Genomic DNA, 24903 nt, shown 5'->3' on the forward strand with positions numbered 1-24903 from the left:
ACGCGCGCATGCGGCGGAGGCGATCGAAGGACGGATGCGCGTCGCGATCCAACGTGTTCGAAGAAGCGCCGCGCTGGTATCACCGGATGGCATGCAAATGTTGCGAATCGTGCCGAGCGTCGGCGTTATGCCGCGAGGACGCGCCTCGACGTTCAGCGGCGGCATACGCGCCGCGCTTCCAAGCCGGCCGTGCGCGCGGATAAGGCACCGCGCGCAGGCAGCGCATTGATCTGGCGTCGCGACCGCTCTTACGCGCCCGCGCGACGCCGCGCGCTAGACGCAGCTAACGCTGTCCCGCAACGTCTATTGATTCGCTCGTGGGCACACGGGCGCGTAGCTATCCGCATCGCTCGCAGGCAACGCATTCAGCGCGCGTCGCAACGGCGTCGGACGCGCCGACGCGGCCGAACGCTTGTCCCCTACGATTATTGCTTCACGCGCGGGCGCAGATGATCGGCACGCCGAGAATGCCGGGGTGCCGCACGCCGGAGAACTTCGCGTACGCGTCGTTGGAGAGCAAGGTGCCCTCTTCGCCCCAGCGCCTCGATGCCCGCAGCCAGCGCCCTCATCTCGCGTCCCGACCGCCAGGACGCGCCGCATGACGCCGCGCATGCTCCGCGCAGCAGAACCGTTGTCCCGCGACCGCTATGGATTCGCTCGTCGGCGTATGCACGCCGCACTGCGCGCAGCGGATCAGCGGATCAGCGAGTTGAGGCGCATCGCGGCGAGCCGCGCCGTTGCCGGCGCCCGCGCCGCCCGCCGTCGAGGATGCGCGGTTAGACGAAGCACGCGTTCCCGCCTGCTCGCGCTCGTTGGCGCGGCGCAGCTTCTTCAGGAGCCATTGCGTCACGAAGAAGAGAACGATAAGAAGAAGAAAATTTCGCATCGGCTTGAAGAAGTAAGACCGCGCTCAGACGACCGCGCGATGCAGCAGCACTTCGAACACGAAGCGGCTGCCGACATACGCGAGCAGCAGCGCCACGAACGAAGCCAGCACCCAGCGCAGCGCGGCGCGTCCGCGCCAGCCGGAAATGCGGCGCGCAGTCAGCAGCCCGCCGAACATCAGCCAGGACAGAATGGCGAAGACGGTCTTATGATCGAAACGCAGCGCGCGATCGACCAGTTGCTCGTTGAACGCGATGCCCGACACGAGCGTGAGCGTCAGCAGCACGAAGCCCGCGCCGATCAACCGGAACAACAGCTTTTCGAGCGTGAGCAGCGGCGGCAAGGTGTCGAGCCAGCTCGCGAGCCAGCCGTTGCCGCCACTGTGACGCATCGCGAGGCCGCGCATGCGCTGAAGGCGTCGTTCGAGCATCAGCATCAGCACGGCATGCAGCGCGGCAATCGCAAAGAGGCCATACGCGATATTCGCGATCAGAAAATGCAGCTTGAACATCGGCGCGGCGGAGTACGACAGCACGCGCACGCCGCCGAACGCGAGCGGCAACAGCGACGCGACGCAGGCGAGCGGCAGCACGAGCAGGCGCAGGCCGTCGAGCGGAAAGAAGAAGCTCTCGATCCAGTAAATGCCCGCGCCGAGCCAGAACATCGCGGACAACGCGAACGCGAAGCCGAAGATCATCGCGTTCTGCGGGAAGATGGTCATGTGCAGGAGAACGCCGTGCACGACCAACGCTATTAATAATAGTGCGCGTCCCATGCCGCTCATGCCCGACGCCTTCGATGGACTCGCCGGCGCGGCCCCGATGCCCGATGGCACGCCCGCCAGAACCGGCTCCACGGCCGTATGGCGATGCGCGCGCCAGCCCGCCACGGCCAGTCCGCCGTAGAGAAACGCAGTGAGGGCATACAGTACAATATCCATGTTCGAAGTTTACACTAGGCCCCGAACCCGCGACGTCTTCCCCCTTGCGCCAAAGTAGGGCGCATCGCCGCGAAACCGCCTGCGCGTCGCCGGAAACCAGGGCCGCACTCTCACATTCCCATGCTCGACAACCTCACTCAACGGATGGCGCGCGTCGTCAAGACGCTGCGCGGCGAGGCCCGGCTCACCGAGGCCAACACGCAGGAGATGCTGCGCGAAGTGCGCCTCGCGCTGCTCGAAGCCGACGTGGCGCTGCCCGTCGTGCGCGAGTTCATCGCCAAGGTGAAGGAAAAGGCGCTCGGCGAAGAAGTGCTTTCGAGCCTGTCGCCGGGTCAGGCGCTCGTCGGCGTCGTGCAGCGCGAGCTGACCGCCGTGATCGGCGGCGACTACGAAGGCAAGGCCGCCGAGCTGAATCTCGCCGTCACGCCGCCCGCTGTCATCCTGATGGCCGGCTTGCAGGGCGCGGGTAAAACCACGACCACCGGCAAGCTCGCGAAGCTGCTGCGCGAAAAGCAGAAGAAGAAGGTGCTGACGGTTTCCGTCGACGTGTACCGCCCCGCCGCTATTCGCCAGCTGCAAACGGTGACCGAACAGGTCGGCGCGGACTTCTTCCCGTCAGAGCCTGACCAGAAGCCCGCGGACATCGCGCGCGCCGCCATCGACTGGGCGAAGCGTCATTACCACGATGTCGTGATCGTCGATACGGCCGGTCGTCTCGGTATCGACGAAGCGATGATGAAAGAGATCAGCGAGCTGCACGCGCTGCTCAAGCCCGCTGAAACGCTCTTCGTCGTCGACGCGATGCTCGGTCAGGACGCCGTGAACACCGCGAAGGCGTTCAACGACGCGCTGCCGCTCACGGGCGTCGTGCTCACGAAGCTCGACGGCGATTCGCGCGGCGGCGCGGCGCTTTCAGTGCGGCACGTCACCGGCAAGCCGATCAAGTTCGTCGGCGTCGCCGAAAAACTCGACGGCCTCGAAGTCTTCCACCCGGATCGCATGGCGAACCGGATTCTCGGCATGGGCGACATTCTCGCGCTCGTCGAGGAAGCGCAGCGCGGCGTCGATACGCAAGCGGCGCAGAAGCTCGCCGACAAGGTCAAGAAAGGCGGCGACTTCGACCTGAACGACTTCAAGGCGCAACTCTCGCAAATGAAGAAGATGGGCGGGCTGTCGTCGCTGATGGACAAGCTGCCCGCGCAGTTCCAGCAGGCGGCGCAAGGCGCGGACATGAACAACGCCGAGAAACAGATGCGCCGCATGGAAGGCATCATCAATTCGATGACGCTTCAGGAGCGCGCGAAGCCCGAGCTCATCAAGGCGGCTCGCAAGCGCCGTATCGCCGCGGGCGCGGGCGTGCACGTACAGGAAGTCAACCGCATGCTGAATCAGTACGAGCAGATGCGCGGCATGATGAAGAAGCTCAAGGGCGGCAATCTGCAAAAGATGATGCGCGGCATGAAAGGCATGATGCCGGGCATGCGCTGATCCGCGCCGCTTCGAACCCGCGCTTTCGTTCGCCCGACGCGAAAGGAACGCGGGTTTATCATATGGCGCACGCCGCCGTTTTTTCCACACTGAGTCGTCGTCTCTCCCGCCTGCCTTTATGAACCGCGAAGAAGCTCTCCACATTTTCAGCCACTCCGAAGAGATCGTCAGTGCCGATCAGGTCGACGCGTCGATCAAGCGTATGGCTGCGGACATCAAGGCCGCGACGCAGGACGACTTCCCGTTGCTGCTATCAGTCATGGGCGGCGCGGCCGTGTTCACCGGCATGCTGCTGCCGCATCTGGATTTCCCGCTCGAATTCGACTACATCCATTTGACGCGTTATCGCAACGCCATCAAGGGCGGCAGCGAGATGCAGTGGCGCGTGGCGCCGGCCGAATCGGTGAAGGATCGCGTGGTGCTCGTGCTCGACGACATTCTCGACGAAGGCGAAACGATGGCCGCCATTCGCGACCGCATCATGGCGATGGGCGCGAAGCAGTTTCTATCGGCGGTGCTGTGCGAGAAGCTGATCCCGAAGGCAAAGCCGCTGCGCCCGGATTTCTGCGGGTTCGAAGTGCCCGACCGTTACGTGTTCGGCTGCGGGATGGATGCGAAGGGTTACTGGCGCAATCTGCCGACTATCCGGGCGTTGACGGACGGCGCGTAATCAATCGCACGTGCGACGAAAAAGAAAAAGCGGCCTCGGCCGCTTTTTTCACAACTGATGCACGAACGCGCGTATGCCCGTGAGAATCATCTCGACGGAAATCGCGACGAGCACGAGTCCCATCAACCGTTCGAACGCCGTGACCGCGCGCTCGCCCAGCCATTGCTGGATCTTCTCCGCGAGGATCAGCACGACGGCGCAGACGACCATCGTGACGGTCAGCGCGCCGATCCACTCGAACATCTTGCCCGGCGCCTGCGACGTCAGCAGCATCACCGTCGCGAGCGCGGACGGGCCGGCGAGCGCCGGAATCGCAAGCGGCACGATCAGCGGTTCGCCGCCGCGCGTGTCGCCGCCCATCGGGCCATCCGGATGCGGGAAGATCATCCGAAGCGCGATCAGAAACAACACGATCCCGCCGCCGATGCGCAGCGACACGTCCGTGAGATTCATCGCGCGCAGGAAGCGGTCGCCGGCCAGCATGAAGACGAGCAGGATGCCGAACGCGATCGCCACTTCGCGCAAGATCACCACGCGGCGCCGCTCGGTGGCGACACCGCGCAGCGCGTTGATGAAGATCGGGATGTTGCCGAGCGGATCGGTGATCAAGAGCAGAAGGATCGTCGCCGACAGGAAGTTGTACTGCATTTACTTCCCGAGCGCGGCCCGAATCTTCGCCGTCACGACGCCCGCCGCTTCGTCCACCGGCAGCAGCGTGGCTTCGGTGTCGCGGCGCGCCTGATATTCGAGCTTGCCTTCCTTCAGCCCGCGATCGCCGATGACGATGCGATGCGGCACGCCAATCAGTTCCCAGTCCGCGAACATCACGCCGGGGCGCTCACCGCGATCGTCGAGAATCACGTCGATGCCCGCGTCCTGCAGCGTGGCGTACAGCTTGTCGGCCTGCTCGCGCACGGCGTCGCTGCGGTCGTAGCCCATCGGGCAGATCACGACTTCGAACGGCGCAATGGCTTCCGGCCAGATGATGCCCTTATCGTCGAAATTCTGTTCGATAGCCGCGCCCAGCACGCGCGTCACGCCGATGCCGTAGCAGCCCATCTGCATCGGCGCGGGCTTGCCGCCTTCGTCGAGGAACGTGGCGCCCATCGAATCCGAGTACTTCGTGCCCAGCTGGAACACGTGCCCCACTTCGATGCCGCGGCAGATTTCCAGCGTGCCACGGCCGTCCGGCGAAGGATCGCCCGCCACGACGTTACGGATATCCGCGACTTCCGGTTCCGGCAGATCGCGGCCCCAGTTCACGCCGGTCGTGTGATAGTCGACCTCGTTCGAGCCGACGACGAAATCGCTCATGTTCGCGACCGTGCGATCCGCGATCACGCGCACCGGCTTCTTCGTGCCGATGGGACCGAGATAGCCCGGCGGCGTGCCGAACCATTCGACGATCTCGGCTTCCGTCGCAAAGCGGTAACCCTTCAGGCCCGGCAGCTTGCTGACCTTGATGTCGTTCAGCGAATGATCGCCGCGCAGCATCAGGAGCCAAATGGTCGGCTCGGCGCCTTCGTTGTCGGTCGCGAGAATGATCGACTTGATCGTGCGTTCGAGCGGGATGTTGAGCAACTGTGCGACGGCTTCGCACTTGGCCGCGCCGGGCGTCGGCGTCTTCTTCATCTCCTCGGCGGGCGCGGCGCGCTCGGCGATCAGCGGCAACGCGTCGGCCGCTTCCACGTTGGCCGCGAAGTCCGAGTCCAGGCAGTACGCGATATCGTCCTCGCCCGTTTCCGCGATGACGTGAAACTCGTGCGATCCGCTGCCGCCAATCGACCCGTTGTCCGCCGCGACCGCGCGGAACTCCAGCCCGATGCGCGTGAAGATGCGCACGTATGCGTCGTACATCTTCTTGTACGACTCCGCGAGGCCGGCGGTGTCCTTATCGAAGGAATAAGCGTCCTTCATGATGAACTCGCGGCCGCGCATGACGCCGAAGCGCGGACGAATCTCGTCGCGGAACTTCGTCTGGATCTGATAGAAGTTGACCGGCAACTGCCGATAGCTCTTGATCTCGCGCCGCGCGATGTCCGTGACCACTTCCTCGTGCGTCGGTCCGACGACGAAATCGCGTTCGTGACGGTCCTTGATGCGCAGCAGTTCCGGGCCGTACTGCTCCCAGCGTCCCGATTCCTGCCACAACTCGGCCGGCTGCACGGCCGGCATCAGCAGTTCGAGCGCGCCCGCGCGATTCATCTCTTCACGCACGATGGCTTCGACCTTGCGGATGGAGCGCAGGCCGATCGGCATGTAATCGTAGATACCGCCCGCGACGCGGCGGATCATGCCGGCGCGCATCATCAGCTTGTGGCTGACGATCTCGGCGTCGGCGGGAGCTTCCTTCAGGGTGCCGATGAAGAAACGGGATGCTTTCATTCAGAAATTTTCCAAAAGCGGCGCGCGCCCACGAAACCATGTGGTTGAAGGCTGGCGAAACGGGTGAACGACGAAACGGTCGACGGCTCTGCACGAGGCCGCAATGAAACGCTCGCGCGACATTTGCGGCCGACCGCCCTGCATGAAGCCGGAAAAGAAGATTCTGCCGACTTCCGGGTTGCCTGGCAAAGATTCCTTGCGTGAAGGCGTACCGCGAGCCCCGAAATTAGGGCTCCGACACGGGTTGGAACGGATGCGCCGGGGCCGTTATCTGTTTATAATCAAAGCAATTTTAAAGGATTCGAAGGTGGTTGTATGCTGGATCGGGAAGGCTTTCGCCCGAACGTCGGCATCATCCTCTTGAACGCGCGCAACGAAGTGTTTTGGGGCAAGCGGCTGCGTGAACATTCCTGGCAGTTTCCGCAAGGGGGTATCAAATACGGCGAGACCCCCGTGCAAGCAATGTATCGGGAGTTACACGAAGAAACCGGCCTGCTTCCTGAGCACGTGAAAGTTGTCGGTCGCACGCGCGACTGGCTGCGTTATGAGGTGCCGGATAAGTTCATCAAGCGCGAAGTGCGCGGTCATTATCGCGGTCAGAAACAGATCTGGTTTCTGCTGCGCATGGTCGGGCGCGACTGCGACATTTGCCTGCGCGCGACGGACCATCCGGAATTCGATGCCTGGCGCTGGAACGAATACTGGGTGCCGCTCGACGCGGTGATCGAGTTCAAGCGCGACGTTTATCAACTGGCTCTCACCGAGCTTTCCCGCTTCTTGCGGCGAACCAATACTCGTGGCGAACGCGGTGAGCGCGCCGCGCATTATGGGCCGCGTTATCCGCGCGTCATTCAGACCATGACGATCGAGACACCTGCCGTAACCGCCGCCGGTGCCGCGGTTCAGGCAGAATGTACGGTCAGCGAAGAAGTGCAGATCATCGCGCGGCGTTCATCGTGCGACTGACTTCGCGTTCGGTCCTGGCGTCGAGCGCGGCGATTCTTCGTTCATTCTGACACTCGGCATGTTTCATAGCCCGGCGCGGCGAGCACTGCTCGCGGCGCCGGGCGTTCGCCGTCCGCGCATCCGTTATTCGGGAACATCGAATTGAAAGTCATCGTCTCATCCGCGGTACTCGTCGCCATGCTCGCCGCGCTTGCCGGCTGTTCCAGTTCCAAAGGCCCGTCCAATCAGGACGACGGCGTGTTCACCTATCTGCTCGACCGCAAGACCGAATGGGTGGAGAACAAAGTGAATACGCTGCCGCCGCTGCCGCAGGCGTCGAACCTGCTGCCGTTCAATGTTTCGCAGAACACACCGCTGACGTTCGCGGTCGACAAGACCTCGCTCACGGTCGGCGATGACGGCGTCGTGCGCTACGTCGTCGTGGCGACGAGCCCGAGCGGCGCGCGCAACGTCAACTACGAAGGCATTCGCTGCGACACGTACGAATGGCGCCGCTACGCGAGCATCAACGAAGACGGCACCGGCTGGGATCGCGGCGTCGCGTTCGACTTCCGGCGCATCGAGAACGGCGAACTGAACGCGTATCAGGCAGCGCTGTATCAGGATTACTTCTGCACGAGCAAGCTGCCGGTCGGCACCGCGAAGCAGATCGTCAACAACATTCAGTACGAGCGCACGCAACGGTCCATCAACCTGCGCTGATTGCGTTCGCGCAGTAAAAAGCCCGCTGGCCTTTCGGCTCAGCGGGCTTTGTTCATCCGGCGGGATGAAGTGCCTCAGACGAGCACCAGATTGTCGCGATGGATGAGTTCCGGCTCCAGCATATACCCGAGCACGGCTTCGATCTCCGCGCTCGGCCGCCGATGAATCAGCCGCGCCTCGGCGCTGCTGTAATTCGTGATGCCGCGCGCGACTTCCTGCCCGTTATCGTTGACGCACGCGATCACTTCTCCGCGACCGAAGGCGCCTTTCACATCGACCACGCCGATCGGCAGCAAGCTCTTGCCGTCGGCGGTGAGCTTCTGCACCGCGCCATTGTCGATCACGACGTGGCCTCGCACCTGCAGGTGATCCGCCATCCACTGCTTGCGCGCAGCCATGCGAGCGGTGCGCGCGATAAGCTGCGTGCCGATCATCTCGCCCGATGCAAGGCGCGTGAGCACGTCAGCCTCGCGGCCGCTCGCGATCACGGTGTTCGCGCCGCTGTGCGCGGCGCGCTTGGCCGCCAGAATCTTGGTCAGCATGCCGCCCCGGCCGAGGCTCGATCCCGCGCCGCCGGCCATCGCTTCGAGTTCTGGCGTGCCGGCATCGGCCTGTTCGACGAGCGTCGCGTTCGGATCCTTGCGCGGATCGGCGGTGAACAGGCCGCGCTGATCCGTGAGAATGACGAGCGCGTCGCCTTCGATCAGATTGGCGACCAGCGCGCCGAGCGTGTCGTTGTCGCCGAACTTGATCTCGTCGGTGATGACGGTGTCGTTCTCGTTGATGACCGGCACCGCGCCCAGACGCAGCAGCGTGAGCAGCGTGGAGCGCGCGTTGAGATAACGCTCGCGGTCGGCGAGGTCGGCGTGCGTGAGCAGAATCTGCGCGGTGCGGATGCCGTGCGCGCCGAAGCTGCTCTCGTAGACTTGCGCGAGGCCCATTTGCCCGACGGCCGCGGCGGCCTGCAATTCGTCGATTTCGCTCGGGCGCTTGGTCCAGCCGAGCCGGTGAATGCCTTCCGCAATCGCGCCCGAGCTCACGAGCACGACTTCCTTGCCCTGTTCGCGCAGCGCCGCAATCTGCGACGCCCACCGGGCGATGGCCGCGTGATCCAGTCCGCGCCCGTCGTTGGTGACGAGGCTGGACCCCACTTTCACTACGATTCGCTTCGCAGCGGCAATGACCGAACGCATCGTGCGCTTCTCTCCTCGATTATCTGTCTTCGTCGCCCGCTTTGTTCCCGGCGATGTCGTCGCGAAAACGCACGTCGGCCGCGAGATCTTCCGCTTCGGCGGCGCGCGACGCGTCCGAATGCGTCGAGATGTAGTCGTAGATGGCGTAGACCAGCGCCTCGCAGCCTTGGCCGGTGAGCGCCGAAATTTCGTACACCGGGCCGTCCCACTCGAAGCGGTCGAGGAAGTCCTTCACGCGCGACGCGCGCTCGTCTTCCGGCACCATGTCGAGCTTGTTCAGCACGAGCCAGCGCGGTTTCTCATAGAGCGACTCGTCGTACTTGCGCAGTTCGTTGACGATCGCCTTCGCTTCCGCGACCGGATCGACGTTTTCATCGAACGGAGCGAGGTCCACGAGATGCAGCAACACGCCCGTGCGCTGCAAATGACGCAGGAAGCGGTGGCCGAGGCCCGCGCCTTCCGCCGCGCCTTCGATCAGCCCCGGAATATCCGCGATCACGAAGCTCTTGCTCGGCCCGACGCGCACGACGCCGAGATTCGGCGCGAGCGTCGTGAACGGATAGTCGGCGATCTTCGGCCGCGCGTTCGAAACAGACGCGATGAACGTTGATTTGCCCGCGTTCGGCATGCCGAGCAGGCCGACATCCGCGAGCACCTTCAGTTCGAGCTTGAGCATGCGGCGCTCGCCCGGCTTGCCGTCGGTCTTCTGACGCGGCGCGCGGTTCGTGCTCGACTTGAAGTGCAGGTTGCCGAGACCGCCCGCGCCGCCTTGCGCGATCAGCACTTGTTGATTGTGCTCGGTCAGGTCCGCGATGATCTCGCCCGTTTCCTGATCCGAAATGATGGTGCCGACCGGCATGCGCAGCGTGATGTCGTCACCGCCTTTGCCGTAGCAGTCCGAACCGCGACCGTTTTCGCCGTTGCGCGCCTGGTGCTTCTTCGCGAACCGGTAGTCGATCAGCGTGTTGATGTTGCGGTCCGCGACCGCGTAGACGCTGCCGCCGCGCCCGCCGTCGCCGCCGTCCGGCCCGCCGAAGGGGACGAACTTTTCGCGGCGCATCGACGCGCTGCCATCTCCCCCGTCGCCGGCGATGACTTCGATCCTCGCTTCGTCAATGAACTTCATGCGTTGCTCCGTCCCGTGTTTCCGTGCGATGACTGCCGCGAGTTCGAACTCGCTCAGTCGACACGCTATTTTGCCGTGACCGGCGCGTGCCGGGCACTCATATGCTTCGATTCTGGCGCGGTGTTTTCCGCGCGCCAATGAAAAAGGCCCCGCGAACTTCGCGGGGCCTTTTTTGCGGTCCTGAAGCCCGTGCAGTAAACCTTACGCTGCTGCCGGGACGACGACGACCGTGTGCTTCTTCGCTGCGCCCTTCGTCGTGAACTGGACGTGACCGTCCGTCAGCGCGAACAAGGTGTGATCCTTGCCGATGCCGACGTTCTCACCCGGGTGCATGCGCGTGCCGCGCTGGCGAACGATGATGCCGCCTGCATTGATTGCCTGGCCGCCGTAAACCTTCACGCCGAGGCGCTTCGATTCCGAATCGCGGCCGTTGCGGGAAGACCCGCCTGCTTTTTTGTGTGCCATTTGCTATAGCTCCTTGACCGTTGCGCGACGCTTAAGCGTTGATCGCGTCGATGCGCAGTTCGGTGTAGTTCTGGCGATGGCCAGCGTGCTTTTGGTAGTGCTTCCGGCGACGCATCTTGAAGATGGTCACTTTCTTGTGACGACCTTGGGACACGACGGTAGCCTTGACGGAAGCCCCACTGACCAGCGGCGTACCGAACTGAATCGATTCGCCTTCGCCTACTGCGAGAACCTGGTCGAGCGTGATTTCAGCGTCAATGTCTGCCGGTATCTGTTCTACTTTCAATTTTTCGCCAACGGCAACTTTGTACTGCTTGCCGCCGGTTTTTATGACCGCGTACATTGAGAACCTCACTCAGAATTCGTTTTTCCACGCACCGCGCGGGGAAAACACGAGATTATACATAGGCTTAGACGCCGCGTCAAAAGGCATTGACATTTCGCGCAAGCGGCTTTGGCAGCCCGCTGAAGGCGATGGCAGCCGCAAAGCGGTGCGCGAAGGACGCCGCAAAGCGCCCGGTGATTCGTCGCGGGTCCGATTCGCCTTATAATCCGCCGCATTACCTCATTTGCCGATCATGTCGTCCACCGCCACTTCCTCCCCCGACGCCGCCGCACTGCTTGCCCCGATCGCCGAGGACATGCAGCAGGTCAATCGCGTCATCCGGCAGCGCCTGGCATCAGAAGTGATGCTCATCAACCAGATTTCCGAGTACATCATCGGCGCGGGCGGCAAGCGGCTGCGCCCGGCGCTCTTGTTGCTTGTGGCGGGCGCGCTGGGCGATACGACCGGGCATCGCCATGAACTGGCCGCCGTGGTCGAGTTCATCCACACGGCCACGCTTCTGCACGACGACGTTGTCGACGAGTCCGACCTTCGCCGCGGCCGCAAGACGGCCAATGCGCTGTTCGGCAACGCGGCGAGCGTGCTCGTCGGCGATTTCCTCTACTCGCGCTCGTTCGAGATGATGGTGAGCGTCGGCAAAATGCGCGTGATGGAGATTCTGTCAGTCGCGACCAACATTATCTCCGAAGGCGAAGTGCTGCAGCTTCTCAACATGCACGACCCGGATGTGGACGAAGCGCGCTACATGCAGGTCATCCGCTACAAGACCGCGAAGCTCTTCGAGGCGGCCGCGCAGCTGGGCGCGGTGCTCTCGGGTGCCGACGCGCGCACGGAAGCGGCGGCGGCGGAATTCGGCCGGCGCATCGGCACGGCGTTCCAGATCATGGACGACTGGCTCGACTACACCGGCACGCCCGAGTCCATGGGCAAGAACGCCGGCGACGATCTGCGCGAAGGCAAGCCCACTCTCCCGCTCATCTATTTGATGGAGCACGGCACGGCGGAACAGGCGGCGCTCGCGCGCGAGGCGATCGAGCACGGCGGCACGGATCGCTTCGACACGATCTTCCACGCCATCACCACGTCGGGCGCGCTGGACCATACGCTCGAATGCGCGCGGAAAGAAGCGCAGGCAGCGGCGAACGCGATTTCTGCATTCCCCGCTTCCATTTACAAAGAGAGCCTGCTAGAATTATGTTCTTACTCGACGTCGAGGCAGTCTTGAAAGAGACTTTCAAGCCAAAAACGTCCAAGTAACGAATTCGGGGTGTAGCTTAGCCTGGTAGAGCGCTACGTTCGGGACGTAGAGGCCGGAGGTTCGAATCCTCTCACCCCGACCAGAATTGCAAAAACCCGCATGGTTCGCCATGCGGGTTTTTTCTTTTCGGCCGATGCTCCGCGCGCGAGCCCCAGCGGGCGGGCCCCGGCGGTCCGGGAAAGCCGTCTGCTATAGTCCCTTCATCACCGCCCCTACTCGATCACCGCGTGGACAACCTTCCCTTATGGGCGCAAATCTGCGCCATTTTTCTGCTGCTGTTCCTCTCCGGTTTCTTCTCCATCTCTGAAACGTCGATGATGGCGCTCAATCGCCATCGGCTGAAGTTCCTGGCCAGCCAAGGCTCGTTGGGCGCGCGCACGACGCAAGGCTTGCTCGCCAAGACCGATCAGCTGCTTTCGGTCATCCTGATCGGCAACAATCTGATCAACACGATCATCCCGGTCCTGACCACCTCCATCGCGCTGCGCACGTTCGGGCACGACAACGTCGTGCTCTCGGTCACGACGGGCGTGATCGCGTTCCTCATCATCGTGTTCGCGGAAATCGCGCCCAAGATCGTGGGCGCGACGTATCCCGAAAAGGTGGCGTTGCCGGCGAGCCTCGTGCTCGCGCCGCTCATGCGCATCGCGCGGCCGCTGGTGTGGTTCGTCAACCTCTTTGCCAACGCGATTCTCGCCGCGCTGCATATCAACCTGAAGGGCAACCGCGATCAGCGTCTTTCGCCCGAAGAACTGCGCACCATCGTGCTGGAAACCGGCAGCTTCATGCCGACCAAGCACCGCAGCATTTTGCTCAATCTGTTCGACCTGGAAAACATCTCCGTCGATGATGTGATGATCCCGCGCCGCCGCATCGAGGCGCTGGACTTCGACGCGCCGTTCGACGACATCCTGCATCAGTTGGAGACGTGCTATCACAACAAGCTCGTCGTCTATCAGGGCGATATCGACCGCGTGCTCGGCGTGCTTCACGTGCGCAAGACGCTGTCGGCGCTGCATAACCAGGAACTCGAGCGCGACACGCTGCGCGAACTGCTGACCGAGCCTTATTTCGTGCCGGCCGGCACGCCTGTCTTTCAGCAGTTGCAGTACTTTCAGGAGAGCGGTCACCGCATCGCGATCGTCGTCGACGAATACGGCGAGTTGCAAGGGCTCGTCACGCCGGAAGACATCATCGAGGAACTGATCGGCGAATTCACGTCGACGATTCCGCGCGGCGCGGGCTCGCGCGGCTGGGACGAAAACGGCGAGTGCATCGTGCCGGGCAGCATGCCGCTGCGCGAACTGAACCGCTGGCTCAAGCTGACGCTGCCGACGGACGGCCCGAAGACGCTCAACGGCCTGATCCTCGAAACGCTCGAAGACATTCCGGACGGCGACGTGGCGATGCGCATCGGCGGCGTGTATCTGGAAGTCATGCGCAGCGACGATCAGGCGGTCCGCACGGTCAAGATCTTTCGCCCGGCCGCGCCGGCGAAGCGCGCTTTGCGTTAGCCATTCGGACGAGTAGCCGGGCACGCGGGACGGCGGGATGATCGGTCATCTCGTTCCGATCCCGACCCCCGACCCGCTACCGCCGATGAATTCCGCTCCTCCCGCCGCGTTCCCACGCCCGGCCGACCCCACCTTCGAGACAACGTCCGACGGGCACTTGCCCGCCGTTTCGCTGCTCGCCGACACCTTGCGCGAAGCCGCCGAGCGCGGCGCGTCGGATATTCACGTCGAGCCGTCCGAGCACGAATGGCGCATCCGGCTGCGCGTGGATGGCGCGCTGCATGTGCTGCGCCGTCCGCCGCCGCATTTGCGCGATGCCTTCGTCACGCGAATCAAGGTGCTCGCGCGCATGGATATCGCAGAGCGGCGCGTGCCGCAGGACGGACGTCTGCGGCTCGCCTTGCCGGGCGGCCAGACCGGCGACTATCGCGTGAATTCACTGCCGACGCTCTTCGGCGAGAAGCTGGTTCTCCGCCGGCTCGATGCGTTGCCGCGAGACCTGTCGCTCGGCGCGCTCGGGCTCAGTGACGAGCAAAGCAGCGTTGTCGAATCCGCCATCCGCGCGCCGCACGGCCTCGTGCTCGTGACCGGGCCGACCGGCAGCGGCAAGACGCTGTCGCTGTACTGTTTCCTTCAGATGCTCAACGCCGAAGCGCGCAACATCTGCGCCGTGGAAGATCCCGCCGAGATCCAGCTTGCGGGCATCAATCAGGTCAGCGTGCGCGAAAAGGCCGGCCTGACCTTCGCCGTCGCGCTGCGTGCGTTCATGCGGCAGGACCCGGACGTCATCATGGTCGGCGAGATCCGCGACGCCGAAACCGCCGACGTCGCCGTGAAAGCCGCGCAGACGGGCCACCTCGTTCTCTCGACGCTCCACACCAACGACGCGCCCGCCGCCATCGCGCGCCTGATCGACATCGGCGTCGCGCCGTACAACCTCGCGTCGGCGTTGCGGCTCGTGACGGCGCAACGGCTCGTGCGCAAGCTCTGCGACACGTGCCGCGCGCCGTCCGCGCTGACACTCCCTGATGGCTTTCGTCCGTTCGAGCCGCGCGGCTGCCCGGCGTGTCACGGCATCGGATATCGCGGGCGCGTCGGCGTGCATCAGTTGATGCCGGTGTCGGACGGCATTCGCGAGTTGATCGTCGGCCGCGCGGCGACTCACGCGGTTGCGCGGCTCGCGCAATCCGAAGGCATGCCCGCCCTCCGCGACGCCGCTTTCGCGCGCGTGCGCGAAGGCGTGACGAGCGTCGCGGAAGCCGCCGACGCGACGGAGATCGCGTGATGGCCGCCGCCGCATCCGAGATTCGCGAGATGCGCTACGCGTGGCGCGGCATCGACGGGCAAGGCGCGTCCAAACGCGGCAAGCTGATCGCGGCGGACTCCGCTTCGGCGCGCGCCTCGTTGCGGCGGGAAGGCGTGACCGTGCTCGAACTCGACGCGTTGGGCGCAGCGCCGCCGGCAAAGGCATCGTCGGCGGAAGTCGGCGTGTTCACGCGCCAACTCGCCGGATTGCTTCGCGCCGGGTTGCCGCTCGCGAGCGCGCTGGAACTGCTCGGCAACGCGGGCGGGCACGGCGGTTTGCCGCGCATCGTGCGTTCGTTGGCAAGCGACATCACGCGCGGCGTGCCGTTCTCGGCCGCGCTCGCGCGTCATCCGGCGTTCGGCGCGTTGTACTGTCAGTTGGTCGCGGTCGGAGAAGTAGCCGGTGCGCTGCCCGCGGTGCTCGCGCGTCTCGCCGACGATCGCGAGCGGGCCAGCGCCCAGCGCGCGAAGCTGCGCGCGGCCCTCGCCTATCCGGTCATGGTGCTGCTCCTGTCGCTCGCGATCACCGCAGGACTGCTCATCGGCGTCGTGCCGACTTTCAAAACGATCTTCGACGGCTTCGGCGCCGCGCTGCCCGCACCGACGCGCTTCGTGCTCGCGTTGTCCGATGGGGTCGCGCGTCACGGCGTGCCGTTCGTTGCGGCATGCGCGTGCATGACGCTCGTCGCGGCTCGCTGGATCAAGCGATCGGCCCACGCGCGCGAGACGGCCGACCGCATCGCACTGAAGTTGCCGATTGCCGGTCCCTTGCTCCGGTCACTGGCCGTCGCGCGCTGGAGCCGCGCGCTCGGCACGCTGCTCGCGGCCGGCACGCCGCTTTCCGACGCGTTCGACTCGCTCTCGCAGGCCACGGGCAGTCCGGTGTTCGATAGCGCCACCGTCGAGATCGCGTCGCGCCTGCGTAACGGCGAGCGGCTCGCCGCCGCGATGCGCGCGCTCGGCTGCTTTGCGCAGGACGTGGTGCAGCCGATTGCCGTCGCAGAAGAATCCGGTTCGCTCGACTCCATGCTGCTCGATCTCGCCGCGCTCGCCGATCGTCAGGTGGACGAGCGCATCGGCGCGTTCGCGAGCCTGTGCGAACCGCTCGTCATCGCGGTGTTGGGCGCGCTCGTCGGCGGACTCGTCATCGCGATGTATCTTCCGATCATCCAGCTCGGCAACGTGGTGTAGCATCGCGGGCCAAAGACATCGCATCACGACCATGCAGCCTCCGATTACTACATCCGCCGCGCATCACGCGAGCCCTTATCTGGCAACGTTCGCCGCGTTGCCGGTGGGCGCGCAATACGCGTTCGCGATCGTGTTCGGGCTGATCGTCGGGAGCTTTCTGAGCGTGGTCGTGCATCGCCTGCCGGTCATGCTCGAACGCGCGTGGCGCGCGGAGCTCGACGCGGCAATCCCCGATGCGCCGAAGCCGCCGCTGGACGGCTATCCGGCGCGGTTCAATCTCGCCGTTCCACGCAGCGCCTGCCCGCATTGCGGTCACGTCCTGCGCGCGTGGGAAAACATTCCGGTGATCAGCTATCTCGCGCTTCGCGGGCGCTGTTCCGCGTGCGGCGCGCGCGTGAGTCCGCGCTATCCGCTGATCGAACTGGCGACCGGCGCCTTCGCCGCGCTCTCGCTCTATGCGTTCGGTCCGGACTGGCCCGCGCTCGCCGCCTTCGGACTGTGCGCGACGCTGCTGGCCGCGGGCCTGATCGACTACGACACGCGCTACCTGCCCGACGTGCTCACGTTGCCGCTGCTGTGGGCGGGGCTGATCGTCAATTTCGGCGACGGCGGCTTCGCGACGCTGCATGACGGCGTGATCGGCGCGATCGCGGGCTACCTGTTTCTCTGGTGCGTGTACTGGCTCTTCAAACTGGCGCGCGGCGTGGAAGGCATGGGCTACGGCGATTTCAAGCTGCTCGCGGCCATCGGCGCGTGGCTCGGCTGGGCCGCGCTCGCGCAAGTGCTGCTGATATCGGCGGTGGCGGGCGCGCTCTTCGGTATCCTCGCGACATGGCGCGGACGCATGCGTTTCGAGGAGCCGTTGCCCTTCGGCCCGTTTCTCGCGGCGGGCGGCGCGATCACGCTTTTTATCGGGACGCCGCTTTATTCATTGTTCGGTTGAGCGAAGGGAGCATCGGATGTTCAGCATCGGCTTGACGGGCGGCATTGGCAGCGGCAAAAGCACGGTCGCCGACCTCTTCGCGGCGCGCGGCGTGCCGCTAGTCGATACGGATCTCATCGCGCATCAGGTGAGCGCACCGGGCGGCGTCGCGATGCCGCTGATCGCGAGCGAGTTCGGCAGCGCGTATGTCGCGCCGGACGGCTCGCTGGATCGCGCGAAGATGCGCGAGCTCGTGTTCTCCGATGACACCGCGCGCGCGCGTCTCGAAGCCATTCTTCATCCGCTGATTCGCGCGGAAACGGAGCGGCAGCGGGCGGCGGCCGGCGGCGCGTACCACATCGTCGTGGTGCCGCTGCTCGTCGAGTCGGGCAACTGGGCGTCGCGGGTATCGCGGGTGCTTGTCGTCGATTGCCCTGTCGAGACGCAGATCGCGCGCGTCATGCGGCGCAACGGCTTTTCGCGCGAGCAGGTGCTGGCGATCATCGCGAAGCAGGCATCGCGCGAAACCCGCCTCGCCGCAGCAGACGACATCGTGGTCAACGACGAATCAGCCACGCTCGAATCGCTGGCGCATGACGTCGAGGCGCTGCACGCGCGATATCTGGAACTCGCAGCGCGCACAGAGCCGTGAGCAGCGCATTGCTTGCCTGAAACATCAGGAAAAGTTCCATTTATTGCCGCGAACCGCGTCAAAAGCGCCCTAAATGTGAGCGGATTTGCTAGGGCAAAGATGCGGCATTAGAATGTCCTGACTTCCGCTCATGGAAGCAACCGACCCACGCCGAGGCGAGCGCTTGATTCTTTACGAGTATCCCTTCAACGAGCGGATTCGGACGCTGCTGCGTCTCGAAGACTTGTTCGAGCGCTTCACGTTCTTCCTCACGCAGGAAGATCCCCGGGAACATCACGTTGCGCTCACCACGCTGTTCGAGATCGCGGAAGTCGCGGGCCGTACGGACCTCAAAGCCGATCTGATGAAGGAACTGGAACGGCAGCGGCAGACGCTGGCGCCGTTTCGCGGCAATCCAGGCATCGAACAGGAAGCGCTGGAAGCCGTTCTCGGCGAGATCGAGCAGACGCTTGCCGGGCTCACCGACATGCACGGCAAGACGGGGCAGCATCTGGCCGACAACGAATGGCTCGCGAGCATTCGCAGCCGCACGATCATTCCCGGTGGAACCTGCAAGTTCGATCTGCCGTCGTACTACGCGTGGCAGCAGTTGCCCGTCGAAGATCGCCGTCAGGACATCGCCAAATGGGTCATGCCGATGCTCGCGCTACGCGACGCCGCCGCTATCGTGCTGCGGCTCGCGCGGGAATCCGGTCAGGCGTCGAAGGTCATGGCCATGCAGGGCAGCTATCAGCAGATGCTCTCCGGCCGTACGTATCAGTTGATGCAGGTGCGCGTGTCGCCGGAAGTGCGCGTCATTCCCGAGGCGAGCGCGAACAAGTACATGCTCTGGGTGCGCTTCACCGTGCAGGACGGCGACCTGAAACCGCGCGCCGTCGATGTCGACGTGCCCTTTCATCTGACGCTTTGCAGTCTTTGAACCACGCGCTTCGGCCTTATATGATCGAATGTCGATCAACGCTGGCTCAATCCAAAACGTCTCACCGTCATGACCACTGTCGTCAAATGCCCGACCTGCGCGAAAGAAGTGCGCTGGGTCCCGGAAAACCGCTTTCGTCCGTTCTGCTCCGAGCGATGCAAGCAAATCGATCTCGGCGCCTGGGCGACCGAAAAGTACCGTATCTCCGGTAACTCCCAGGAAACGCCGCCGGACGACGACTCGCACGGCGGTCTCAACTAACGCGCACTATGGCTGCGCTTCCGCCGCGAGCCACTCCAGCACGGGAATGGCGGCGGGCAACAGCGGCCCGACTTCCACGGGCAGCGTCTGCCACGCGATAGCCTGCCCTTCGCGGCCGAGCGGCGTGCCGGTCCACTCCATCACCTTGCAGAAGAAAAGCCGCACGTACGCGTGCGGATAGTCGTGCTCGAGCGTGCGCCACAGCTTGCACGCGGTCACGTCGATGCCGAGTTCCTCGTGCAATTCGCGCCCGAGCGCCGCTTCGACGCTTTCGCCCGGTTCCAGCTTGCCGCCCGGAAACTCCCAGTAGCCCTCGTACGGCTTGCCTTCGGGGCGCTGCGCGAGCAGATAACGGCCGTCCGGCTGCACCATCACGCCGACGGCAACTTCCGTCACCTTGCGGCCATCGGGAGCGAGATCACCCGAAGCGTTCACAACGTCCGACGCCCCGGTCATTGCTTGCGGCCCGACCAGTCGCGCGCGAATTGCCACGCCACGCGGCCCGAGCGCGATCCACGCTCCAGCGCCCAGACGAGCGCATCGCCGCGAGCGGCTTCGATCTCGCTCGCGTCGCAGCCGAAATGCTTCAGCCAGTGCCCGACGATCGACAGATAGTCGTCCTGCTTGAACGGATAGAAGCTGACCCACAGCCCGAAGCGTTCGGACAGCGAAATCTTCTCCTCGACCACTTCGCCGGGGTGAATCTCGCCATCGGGCGTGTGCTTGTAGGTCTCGTTGTCGCTCATGTACTCCGGCAGCAGATGCCGGCGGTTCGAGGTCGCGTAGATCAGCACGTTGTCCGATTGCGCCGCGACCGAGCCATCGAGCGCCACTTTCAGCGCCTTATAGCCGGACTCGCCTTCTTCGAACGAGAGATCGTCGCAAAACACGATGAAACGCTCAGGCCGCGTCGAGATCAGATCGACGATATCGCCGAGATCGTGCAGATCGTCCTTGTCGACTTCGATCAGGCGCAGGCCGTCCTTCGCGTACGCATTGAGGCACGCCTTGATGAGCGACGACTTGCCCGTGCCGCGCGCGCCCGTGAGCAGCACGTTGTTGGCCGGCAGCTTGTTGACGAACTGCCGCGTGTTCTGCTCGATGAGCGCCTTCTGCCGGTCGATGTTTTGCAGGTCGCCGAGCGCAATCTGCGAGATGGCCGGCACCGGCTGCAGAAAGCCGCGACCTTGCCGCTTGCGCCAGCGAAACGCCACGGCCGATTCCCAGTCGATTTCCGGCGCAGCGGGCGGCAGCATGCCTTCGATGCGCGCCAGAACCGCCTCGGCGCGCGTGAGAAATTGTTCGAGTTTGTCCATGTCCATTTCTGTGCGCGCCGATCGGGCGCGCGTTACGAGCGGTAATCCGCGTTGATGCTCACGTAGTCGTGCGAGAGGTCGCAGGTCCAGATGGTCGCCTGCTGCTGGCCGCGGCCAAGCAACACGCGAATGGCGATCTCGCTCTTTTTCATCACGCGCTGGCCGTCTTCTTCGCGGTAGTCGGGGTTGCGTCCGCCCGCCTTCGCGACGAGCACGTCGTCGAGATACAGGTCGATCTTGCCGACGTCCAGATCCGTCACGCCCGCATAGCCGATGGCGGCAAGAATGCGGCCCAGATTGGGGTCCGACGCGTAGAACGCCGTCTTCACGAGCGGCGAATGACCGATTGCGTACGCAATCTGGCGGCACTCCGCGACGTCCTTGCCGCCTTCGACCGTGATGGTCATGAACTTGGTCGCGCCTTCGCCGTCGCGCACGATCAACTGCGCAAGTTCCTGCGCCACGGACGTGACCGCGTCGCGCAACGCGGCGTACGCGGGCGAATCGGTGGACGTGATGGCGGGCAGGCTCGACTTGCCCGACGCGATCAGAATGAACGAATCGTTGGTGGACGTATCGCCGTCGATGGTGATGCAGTTGAACGAGCGATCCGCCACGTGCTTCACCAGTTCGTCGAGGACCGGCTGTGCGACGGCGGCATCGAATGAGAGAAAGCCGAGCATCGTCGCCATGTTCGGCTTGATCATGCCCGCGCCCTTGCTGATGCCCGACAGCGTCACCGTATGGCCGTGGATCTGCACCTGACGCGACGCCGCTTTCGGCAGCGTGTCGGTCGTCATGATGGCTTGCGCGGCATCGAACCAGTGCGCGGCCTGTTGATTGGCGAGCGCGGCGGGCAGCCCCGCTTTCAGGCGATCGATCGGCAGCGGCTCCAGAATCACGCCGGTCGAGAACGGCAGAATCTGCTGCGGCTCGACGCCCGCGAGACGCGCGAGCTCCGCGCAGGTCTCCCGTGCGTGCGCCATGCCGGGCTCGCCCGTGCCGGCGTTCGCGTTGCCCGTGTTCACCACCAGCGCGCGAATGCCCTTGCCGCCCCCGCGTACCGCGTCCAGATGCTCGCGACACACCGTCACGGGCGCCGCGCAGAAGCGGTTTTGCGTGAACACGCCCGCGACCGTCGCGCCTTCATCGACGCGAATCACGAGCACGTCCTTGCGATTCGGCTTGCGGATATTCGCTTCGGCCCAGCCTAGCGTGACGCCAGTGACCGGATGAAGCGCGGCGGGATCGATCGAGGGGAAGTTGACAGCCATGTTCGCGACTCGCTGAAGGTGGCGAGTGCCGGCTCGCATGCGCCGGCACGCTGTGAAAGACTGACGCCGCCCGGCAGGCCGGGAGCGCCGTGAAACGCCGGGCGCGCAGCACAAGGCGTGCTCGAGCCCGCAAAAACAAACGACGCATTGCTGCGTCGCTTGCCGGATTTGTCGGACGGACCGTTCGTTATACGAGCTTGCCGTGACAGTTCTTGTACTTCTTGCCGCTGCCGCACGGGCACGGATCGTTGCGGCCGACCTTCGGCACGTCGTCGGCGGGGCGCGTGGCCACGCTGATGTCGTCGCCGCCAGCCATTGCCTGGCTGATCATCTGCGCGGTGGCCGTGGCTGCCGCTGCTGCGGGCGCAGCCGGCGCGGCCGCCGCGTTGTAGTCCGCATGCGTGAACGACACGTTCTCGACGTGGCTGCCCTTCTCTTCGTACTGCTCGGCGGCTTCTTCGAGCTGCTCCGGCGACTGGATCTGCACGTTCATCACGATGCGCGTGACTTCCTGCTTCACCGCGTCGAGCATGGCGGCGAACAGTTCGAACGCCTCGCGCTTGTATTCCTGCTTCGGGTTTTTCTGCGCATAGCCGCGCAGATGGATGCCCTGACGCAGATGATCCAGCGCCGCCAGATGCTCGCGCCAGCGGCTGTCGAGCGTCTGCAGCATGATCGAGCGCTCGAACGCGCTGAACGATTCGCGGCCCACGAGCGCGACCTTCGCCTCGTACGCTTCGTCGGCGGCGGCGAGAACGGCTTCGCAGATCTCCTCGGCGTCGATCGAATTCGACTCGTTGATCATCTCCTGAATGGCGAGATCGAGCGACCACTCGTTGCGCAGCACTTCTTCCAGCTCGGGCGCGTCCCACTGCTCTTCGATGCTGCCCGCCGGAACGAACGTGCGCACGAGGTCGGTGATCACGCTATGGCGCATGGCCGCGATCGTTTCCTGCACGTCGTTCGCTTCGAGCAGTTCGTTGCGCTGCTGATAGATGACCTTGCGCTGATCGTTCGCGACGTCGTCGTATTCGAGCAGTTGCTTGCGGATATCGAAGTTGCGCGCTTCCACCTTGCGCTGCGCGCCTTCGATGGAGCGCGTGACCATGCCCGCTTCGATCGGCTCGCCTTCCGGCATCTTCAGGCGATCCATGATGGCGCGCACGCGGTCGCCCGCGAAGATGCGCAATAGCGGATCATCCAGCGACAGATAGAAGCGCGACGAGCCCGGATCGCCCTGACGGCCCGCGCGGCCGCGCAACTGGTTGTCGATACGGCGCGACTCGTGACGCTCGGTGCCGATGATATGCAGTCCGCCCGCCGCCTTCACGTGGTCGTGCAGCGCCTGCCATTCGTCGTGCAGCTTCTGGATGCGCGCGGCCTTCTCGTTCTCGGGAATCGACAGATCGGCTTCGATGAACGACGCCTGTTTCTCCACATTGCCGCCGAGCACGATGTCCGTACCGCGACCCGCCATGTTCGTCGCGATGGTGACGACGCCCGGCCGCCCCGCTTCCGCGACGATTGCCGCTTCGCGCGCGTGCTGCTTCGCGTTGAGCACTTCGTGCTTGATGCCGGCTTGCATCAGCATGCCGGACAGCAGTTCAGACGCTTCGATCGACGTCGTGCCGACGAGCGTCGGCTGGCCGCGTTCGACGCAATCGCGAATGTCGCGGATGACAGCGTCGTAACGTTCCTTCGATGTCTTGTAGATCTGGTCCTGCTTGTCGACGCGCTTCGGCGGACGGTTCGTCGGAATCACGACCGTTTCCAGGCCGTAGATCTCCTGGAACTCGTACGCTTCCGTGTCTGCCGTGCCGGTCATGCCGGACAGCTTCGCGTACATGCGGAAGTAGTTTTGCAGCGTGATCGAGGCGAGCGTCTGGTTCTCGGCCTGAATCTGCACGTGTTCTTTCGCCTCGACCGCCTGATGCAGACCGTCGGACCAGCGGCGGCCCGTCATCATGCGGCCGGTGAATTCGTCGACGATCACGACTTCGCCGTTCTGCACCACGTAATGCTGATCTCGATGGAAAAGCGTATGCGCGCGCAGAGCGGCATAGATGTGGTGCATCAGCGTGATGTTCTGCGGCGCGTAAAGGCTCTCGCCTTCGCCGATCAGTCCCCACTCGGCGAGCAGGCGCTCGGCCTTCTCGTGACCCGATTCGGTAAGGAACACTTGACGCGCTTTCTCGTCGAGGGTGTAGTCGCCCGGCTTTTCGACGCCCGTGCCATCCGCCTTTTCCTCGCCGATCTGCTGTTCGAGCAGCGGCGGCAGCGCGTTCATGCGCACGTAGAGGTCGGTGTGATCTTCAGCCTGACCGGAAATGATGAGCGGCGTACGCGCTTCGTCGATCAGGATGGAGTCCACTTCGTCGACGATGGCGAAGTTGAGCGGCCGCTGCACGCGCGCGTCGGTCTCGTAGACCATGTTGTCGCGCAGATAGTCGAAGCCGAACTCGTTGTTCGTGCCGTAGGTGATGTCCGCCGCGTACGCCTCCTGTTTCTGCGAGTGCTCCATCTGCGACAGATTCACGCCGCACGACAGCCCGAGAAAGTTGTAGAGGCGCGCCATCCACTCGGCGTCACGCTGGGCGAGGTAGTCGTTCACCGTCACCACATGCACGCCGCGGCCCGACAGCGCGTTCAGATACGCGGCGAGCGTGGCGACGAGCGTCTTTCCCTCGCCGGTGCGCATTTCCGCGATCTTGCCGTAGTGCAGAACCATGCCGCCGATCAACTGGACGTCGAAGTGGCGCATTTTCAGCACGCGCCGGCTCGCTTCGCGGCAGACGGCGAACGCCTCCGGAAGAATCACGTCCAGCGACTCGCCGCCCGCGACGCGCTTGCGGAACTCGTCCGTCTTCGCGCGCAACTGATCGTCCGTATATTTCTCGACGGTCGGCTCGAGGGCATTGATCGCCACAACGGTCTTTTGGTACTGCTTGACCAGCCGCTGATTGCGGCTGCCAAAAATCTTCTGAAGGAAACCGGTCGTCATTGGATCAGTGTCTGCGTCGCGGTTTCGGATGGGCGGCAGCGCGATGCTGCGTCCGGGCTCGGAAAACCTCGGCGACTTAAGTCCATTGGGTGAAATTCGAATCGGGAATTTTAGCACGCGAGTC

General features: G+C 64.3%; 24 protein-coding genes and 1 tRNA gene. 13 read left to right on the forward strand and 12 right to left on the reverse strand.

What is annotated here, in order from left to right:
- Positions 1-565: 565 nt before the first annotated feature.
- Together JYK05_RS11095 and JYK05_RS11100 are read right to left on the reverse strand one after the other, a co-directional pair.
- A complete protein-coding gene (locus JYK05_RS11095; RefSeq protein ID WP_175945130.1) occupies positions 566-886 on the reverse strand; it encodes a PP0621 family protein in 321 nt (106 codons plus the stop codon).
- A gap of 24 nt (positions 887-910) precedes the next feature.
- Positions 911-1825 (reverse strand): inner membrane protein YpjD, encoded by a 915-nt coding sequence (locus JYK05_RS11100; RefSeq protein ID WP_175945132.1) that lies wholly within the window; start codon positions 1823-1825, stop codon positions 911-913.
- Between the two features lie 120 nt (positions 1826-1945).
- Here JYK05_RS11100 and ffh point away from each other — a divergent pair, with 120 nt between their 5' ends.
- Both ffh and JYK05_RS11110 read left to right on the forward strand, forming a co-directional pair.
- Complete coding sequence (ffh, locus tag JYK05_RS11105) at positions 1946-3313, forward strand: signal recognition particle protein (RefSeq protein WP_175945134.1); 1368 nt, start codon at positions 1946-1948, stop codon at positions 3311-3313.
- 118 nt (positions 3314-3431) lie between these two features.
- The gene (locus JYK05_RS11110) at positions 3432-3983 is read left to right on the forward strand and encodes a hypoxanthine-guanine phosphoribosyltransferase (RefSeq protein WP_175945136.1); all 552 of its coding nucleotides are present in this window, start codon (positions 3432-3434) and stop codon (positions 3981-3983) included.
- A 48-nt stretch (positions 3984-4031) separates the two neighbouring features.
- On the opposite strand, the gene JYK05_RS11115 is transcribed toward JYK05_RS11110, so the two are convergent.
- Both JYK05_RS11115 and JYK05_RS11120 read right to left on the reverse strand, forming a co-directional pair.
- Positions 4032-4631, reverse strand: coding sequence for a MarC family protein (locus tag JYK05_RS11115; protein WP_175945138.1), 600 nt, complete (start codon positions 4629-4631; stop codon positions 4032-4034).
- Positions 4632-6368 (reverse strand): proline--tRNA ligase, encoded by a 1737-nt coding sequence (locus JYK05_RS11120; RefSeq protein WP_206467054.1) that lies wholly within the window; start codon positions 6366-6368, stop codon positions 4632-4634.
- 315 nt (positions 6369-6683) lie between these two features.
- On the opposite strand from JYK05_RS11120, the gene JYK05_RS11125 reads away from it, so the two are divergent.
- Together JYK05_RS11125 and JYK05_RS11130 are read left to right on the forward strand one after the other, a co-directional pair.
- Positions 6684-7334 carry an RNA pyrophosphohydrolase gene (locus JYK05_RS11125; RefSeq protein ID WP_206467056.1) on the forward strand — a complete coding sequence of 217 codons (651 nt, stop codon included), beginning with the start codon at positions 6684-6686 and terminating at the stop codon, positions 7332-7334.
- A 177-nt stretch (positions 7335-7511) separates the two neighbouring features.
- Positions 7512-8036: a CNP1-like family protein gene (locus JYK05_RS11130; protein WP_206468284.1), complete on the forward strand. Its 525-nt coding sequence runs from the start codon at positions 7512-7514 to the stop codon at positions 8034-8036.
- Positions 8037-8110: 74 nt separating this feature from the next.
- Here the strand turns inward: JYK05_RS11130 and proB are convergent, their stop codons facing one another.
- The 4 genes from proB to rplU all read right to left on the reverse strand — a co-directional run bounded on the left by proB (position 8111) and on the right by rplU (position 11163).
- The gene (gene proB, locus JYK05_RS11135) at positions 8111-9229 is read right to left on the reverse strand and encodes a glutamate 5-kinase (RefSeq protein ID WP_206467057.1); all 1119 of its coding nucleotides are present in this window, start codon (positions 9227-9229) and stop codon (positions 8111-8113) included.
- A 19-nt stretch (positions 9230-9248) separates the two neighbouring features.
- Complete coding sequence (gene cgtA / locus JYK05_RS11140) at positions 9249-10355, reverse strand: Obg family GTPase CgtA (protein WP_206467058.1); 1107 nt, start codon at positions 10353-10355, stop codon at positions 9249-9251.
- A gap of 201 nt (positions 10356-10556) precedes the next feature.
- Entirely contained in the window at positions 10557-10820 is a 264-nt protein-coding gene (gene rpmA, locus JYK05_RS11145; RefSeq protein WP_175945147.1) for a 50S ribosomal protein L27, read from the reverse strand.
- 31 nt (positions 10821-10851) lie between these two features.
- Positions 10852-11163, reverse strand: a complete 312-nt coding sequence (gene rplU, locus JYK05_RS11150; protein ID WP_008342953.1) for a 50S ribosomal protein L21 — start codon at positions 11161-11163, stop codon at positions 10852-10854.
- Between the two features lie 235 nt (positions 11164-11398).
- Between rplU and JYK05_RS11155 the strand changes: the two genes are divergently transcribed.
- The 9 genes from JYK05_RS11155 to JYK05_RS11195 all read left to right on the forward strand — a co-directional run bounded on the left by JYK05_RS11155 (position 11399) and on the right by JYK05_RS11195 (position 19188).
- On the forward strand, positions 11399-12391 hold the full coding sequence (locus tag JYK05_RS11155) for a polyprenyl synthetase family protein (protein ID WP_206467059.1): 993 nt from the start codon (positions 11399-11401) through the stop codon (positions 12389-12391).
- Positions 12392-12429: 38 nt separating this feature from the next.
- Positions 12430-12506: transfer RNA gene (locus tag JYK05_RS11160), tRNA-Pro, on the forward strand.
- A gap of 145 nt (positions 12507-12651) precedes the next feature.
- Positions 12652-13938 carry an HlyC/CorC family transporter gene (locus tag JYK05_RS11165; protein ID WP_206467060.1) on the forward strand — a complete coding sequence of 429 codons (1287 nt, stop codon included), beginning with the start codon at positions 12652-12654 and terminating at the stop codon, positions 13936-13938.
- Between the two features lie 85 nt (positions 13939-14023).
- The gene (locus JYK05_RS11170; protein ID WP_206467061.1) at positions 14024-15223 is read left to right on the forward strand and encodes a GspE/PulE family protein; all 1200 of its coding nucleotides are present in this window, start codon (positions 14024-14026) and stop codon (positions 15221-15223) included.
- The gene (locus JYK05_RS11175; protein ID WP_206467062.1) at positions 15223-16434 is read left to right on the forward strand and encodes a type II secretion system F family protein; all 1212 of its coding nucleotides are present in this window, start codon (positions 15223-15225) and stop codon (positions 16432-16434) included. Before JYK05_RS11170 ends, JYK05_RS11175 begins: the two co-directional genes overlap by 1 nt.
- Before the next feature lie 31 nt (positions 16435-16465).
- Positions 16466-17377 (forward strand): A24 family peptidase, encoded by a 912-nt coding sequence (locus JYK05_RS11180; RefSeq protein WP_206467063.1) that lies wholly within the window; start codon positions 16466-16468, stop codon positions 17375-17377.
- A gap of 16 nt (positions 17378-17393) precedes the next feature.
- The gene (gene coaE / locus JYK05_RS11185; protein ID WP_206467064.1) at positions 17394-18008 is read left to right on the forward strand and encodes a dephospho-CoA kinase; all 615 of its coding nucleotides are present in this window, start codon (positions 17394-17396) and stop codon (positions 18006-18008) included.
- Between the two features lie 163 nt (positions 18009-18171).
- The gene (gene zapD, locus JYK05_RS11190; protein WP_175945315.1) at positions 18172-18927 is read left to right on the forward strand and encodes a cell division protein ZapD; all 756 of its coding nucleotides are present in this window, start codon (positions 18172-18174) and stop codon (positions 18925-18927) included.
- Positions 18928-18996: 69 nt separating this feature from the next.
- Positions 18997-19188, forward strand: a complete 192-nt coding sequence (locus tag JYK05_RS11195) for a DNA gyrase inhibitor YacG (protein ID WP_175945160.1) — start codon at positions 18997-18999, stop codon at positions 19186-19188.
- Between the two features lie 6 nt (positions 19189-19194).
- Here the strand turns inward: JYK05_RS11195 and JYK05_RS11200 are convergent, their stop codons facing one another.
- The 4 genes from JYK05_RS11200 to secA form a co-directional block, all read right to left on the reverse strand.
- Positions 19195-19644, reverse strand: coding sequence for an NUDIX domain-containing protein (locus JYK05_RS11200; protein WP_206467065.1), 450 nt, complete (start codon positions 19642-19644; stop codon positions 19195-19197).
- A complete protein-coding gene (locus JYK05_RS11205) occupies positions 19641-20504 on the reverse strand; it encodes an ATP-binding protein (protein ID WP_175945164.1) in 864 nt (287 codons plus the stop codon). The genes JYK05_RS11200 and JYK05_RS11205 overlap by 4 nt, the downstream gene beginning before the upstream one ends.
- 32 nt (positions 20505-20536) lie before the next feature.
- Positions 20537-21778 (reverse strand): bifunctional glutamate N-acetyltransferase/amino-acid acetyltransferase ArgJ, encoded by a 1242-nt coding sequence (argJ, locus tag JYK05_RS11210; RefSeq protein ID WP_206467066.1) that lies wholly within the window; start codon positions 21776-21778, stop codon positions 20537-20539.
- 187 nt (positions 21779-21965) lie between these two features.
- The gene (gene secA, locus JYK05_RS11215) at positions 21966-24779 is read right to left on the reverse strand and encodes a preprotein translocase subunit SecA (protein WP_206467067.1); all 2814 of its coding nucleotides are present in this window, start codon (positions 24777-24779) and stop codon (positions 21966-21968) included.
- Positions 24780-24903: the final 124 nt, after the last annotated feature.

The organism is Caballeronia sp. M1242 (assembly GCF_017220215.1).
In the GTDB taxonomy this organism is placed as follows: Bacteria; Pseudomonadota; Gammaproteobacteria; order Burkholderiales; family Burkholderiaceae; genus Caballeronia.

Excerpts from the sequence above, each read along its gene's own strand:
- JYK05_RS11120 (WP_206467054.1), bottom strand. The coding sequence starts at position 6,368 with ATGAAAGCATCCCGTTTCTTCATCGGCACCCTGAAGGAAGCTCCCGCC.
- JYK05_RS11170 (WP_206467061.1), top strand. The coding sequence starts at position 14,024 with ATGAATTCCGCTCCTCCCGCCGCGTTCCCACGCCCGGCCGACCCCACC.
- JYK05_RS11110 (WP_175945136.1), top strand. The coding sequence starts at position 3,432 with ATGAACCGCGAAGAAGCTCTCCACATTTTCAGCCACTCCGAAGAGATC.
- JYK05_RS11100 (WP_175945132.1), bottom strand. The coding sequence starts at position 1,825 with ATGGATATTGTACTGTATGCCCTCACTGCGTTTCTCTACGGCGGACTG.
- rplU (WP_008342953.1), bottom strand. The coding sequence starts at position 11,163 with ATGTACGCGGTCATAAAAACCGGCGGCAAGCAGTACAAAGTTGCCGTT.
- proB (WP_206467057.1), bottom strand. The coding sequence starts at position 9,229 with ATGCGTTCGGTCATTGCCGCTGCGAAGCGAATCGTAGTGAAAGTGGGG.
- JYK05_RS11195 (WP_175945160.1), top strand. The coding sequence starts at position 18,997 with ATGACCACTGTCGTCAAATGCCCGACCTGCGCGAAAGAAGTGCGCTGG.
- rpmA (WP_175945147.1), bottom strand. The coding sequence starts at position 10,820 with ATGGCACACAAAAAAGCAGGCGGGTCTTCCCGCAACGGCCGCGATTCG.
- argJ (WP_206467066.1), bottom strand. The coding sequence starts at position 21,778 with ATGGCTGTCAACTTCCCCTCGATCGATCCCGCCGCGCTTCATCCGGTC.
- JYK05_RS11130 (WP_206468284.1), top strand. The coding sequence starts at position 7,512 with ATGCTCGCCGCGCTTGCCGGCTGTTCCAGTTCCAAAGGCCCGTCCAAT.
- cgtA (WP_206467058.1), bottom strand. The coding sequence starts at position 10,355 with ATGAAGTTCATTGACGAAGCGAGGATCGAAGTCATCGCCGGCGACGGG.
- JYK05_RS11095 (WP_175945130.1), bottom strand. The coding sequence starts at position 886 with ATGCGAAATTTTCTTCTTCTTATCGTTCTCTTCTTCGTGACGCAATGG.
- secA (WP_206467067.1), bottom strand. The coding sequence starts at position 24,779 with ATGACGACCGGTTTCCTTCAGAAGATTTTTGGCAGCCGCAATCAGCGG.
- JYK05_RS11205 (WP_175945164.1), bottom strand. The coding sequence starts at position 20,504 with ATGGACAAACTCGAACAATTTCTCACGCGCGCCGAGGCGGTTCTGGCG.
- JYK05_RS11175 (WP_206467062.1), top strand. The coding sequence starts at position 15,223 with ATGGCCGCCGCCGCATCCGAGATTCGCGAGATGCGCTACGCGTGGCGC.
- JYK05_RS11125 (WP_206467056.1), top strand. The coding sequence starts at position 6,684 with ATGCTGGATCGGGAAGGCTTTCGCCCGAACGTCGGCATCATCCTCTTG.
- JYK05_RS11200 (WP_206467065.1), bottom strand. The coding sequence starts at position 19,644 with ATGACCGGGGCGTCGGACGTTGTGAACGCTTCGGGTGATCTCGCTCCC.
- ffh (WP_175945134.1), top strand. The coding sequence starts at position 1,946 with ATGCTCGACAACCTCACTCAACGGATGGCGCGCGTCGTCAAGACGCTG.
- JYK05_RS11180 (WP_206467063.1), top strand. The coding sequence starts at position 16,466 with ATGCAGCCTCCGATTACTACATCCGCCGCGCATCACGCGAGCCCTTAT.
- JYK05_RS11155 (WP_206467059.1), top strand. The coding sequence starts at position 11,399 with ATGTCGTCCACCGCCACTTCCTCCCCCGACGCCGCCGCACTGCTTGCC.
- coaE (WP_206467064.1), top strand. The coding sequence starts at position 17,394 with ATGTTCAGCATCGGCTTGACGGGCGGCATTGGCAGCGGCAAAAGCACG.
- JYK05_RS11115 (WP_175945138.1), bottom strand. The coding sequence starts at position 4,631 with ATGCAGTACAACTTCCTGTCGGCGACGATCCTTCTGCTCTTGATCACC.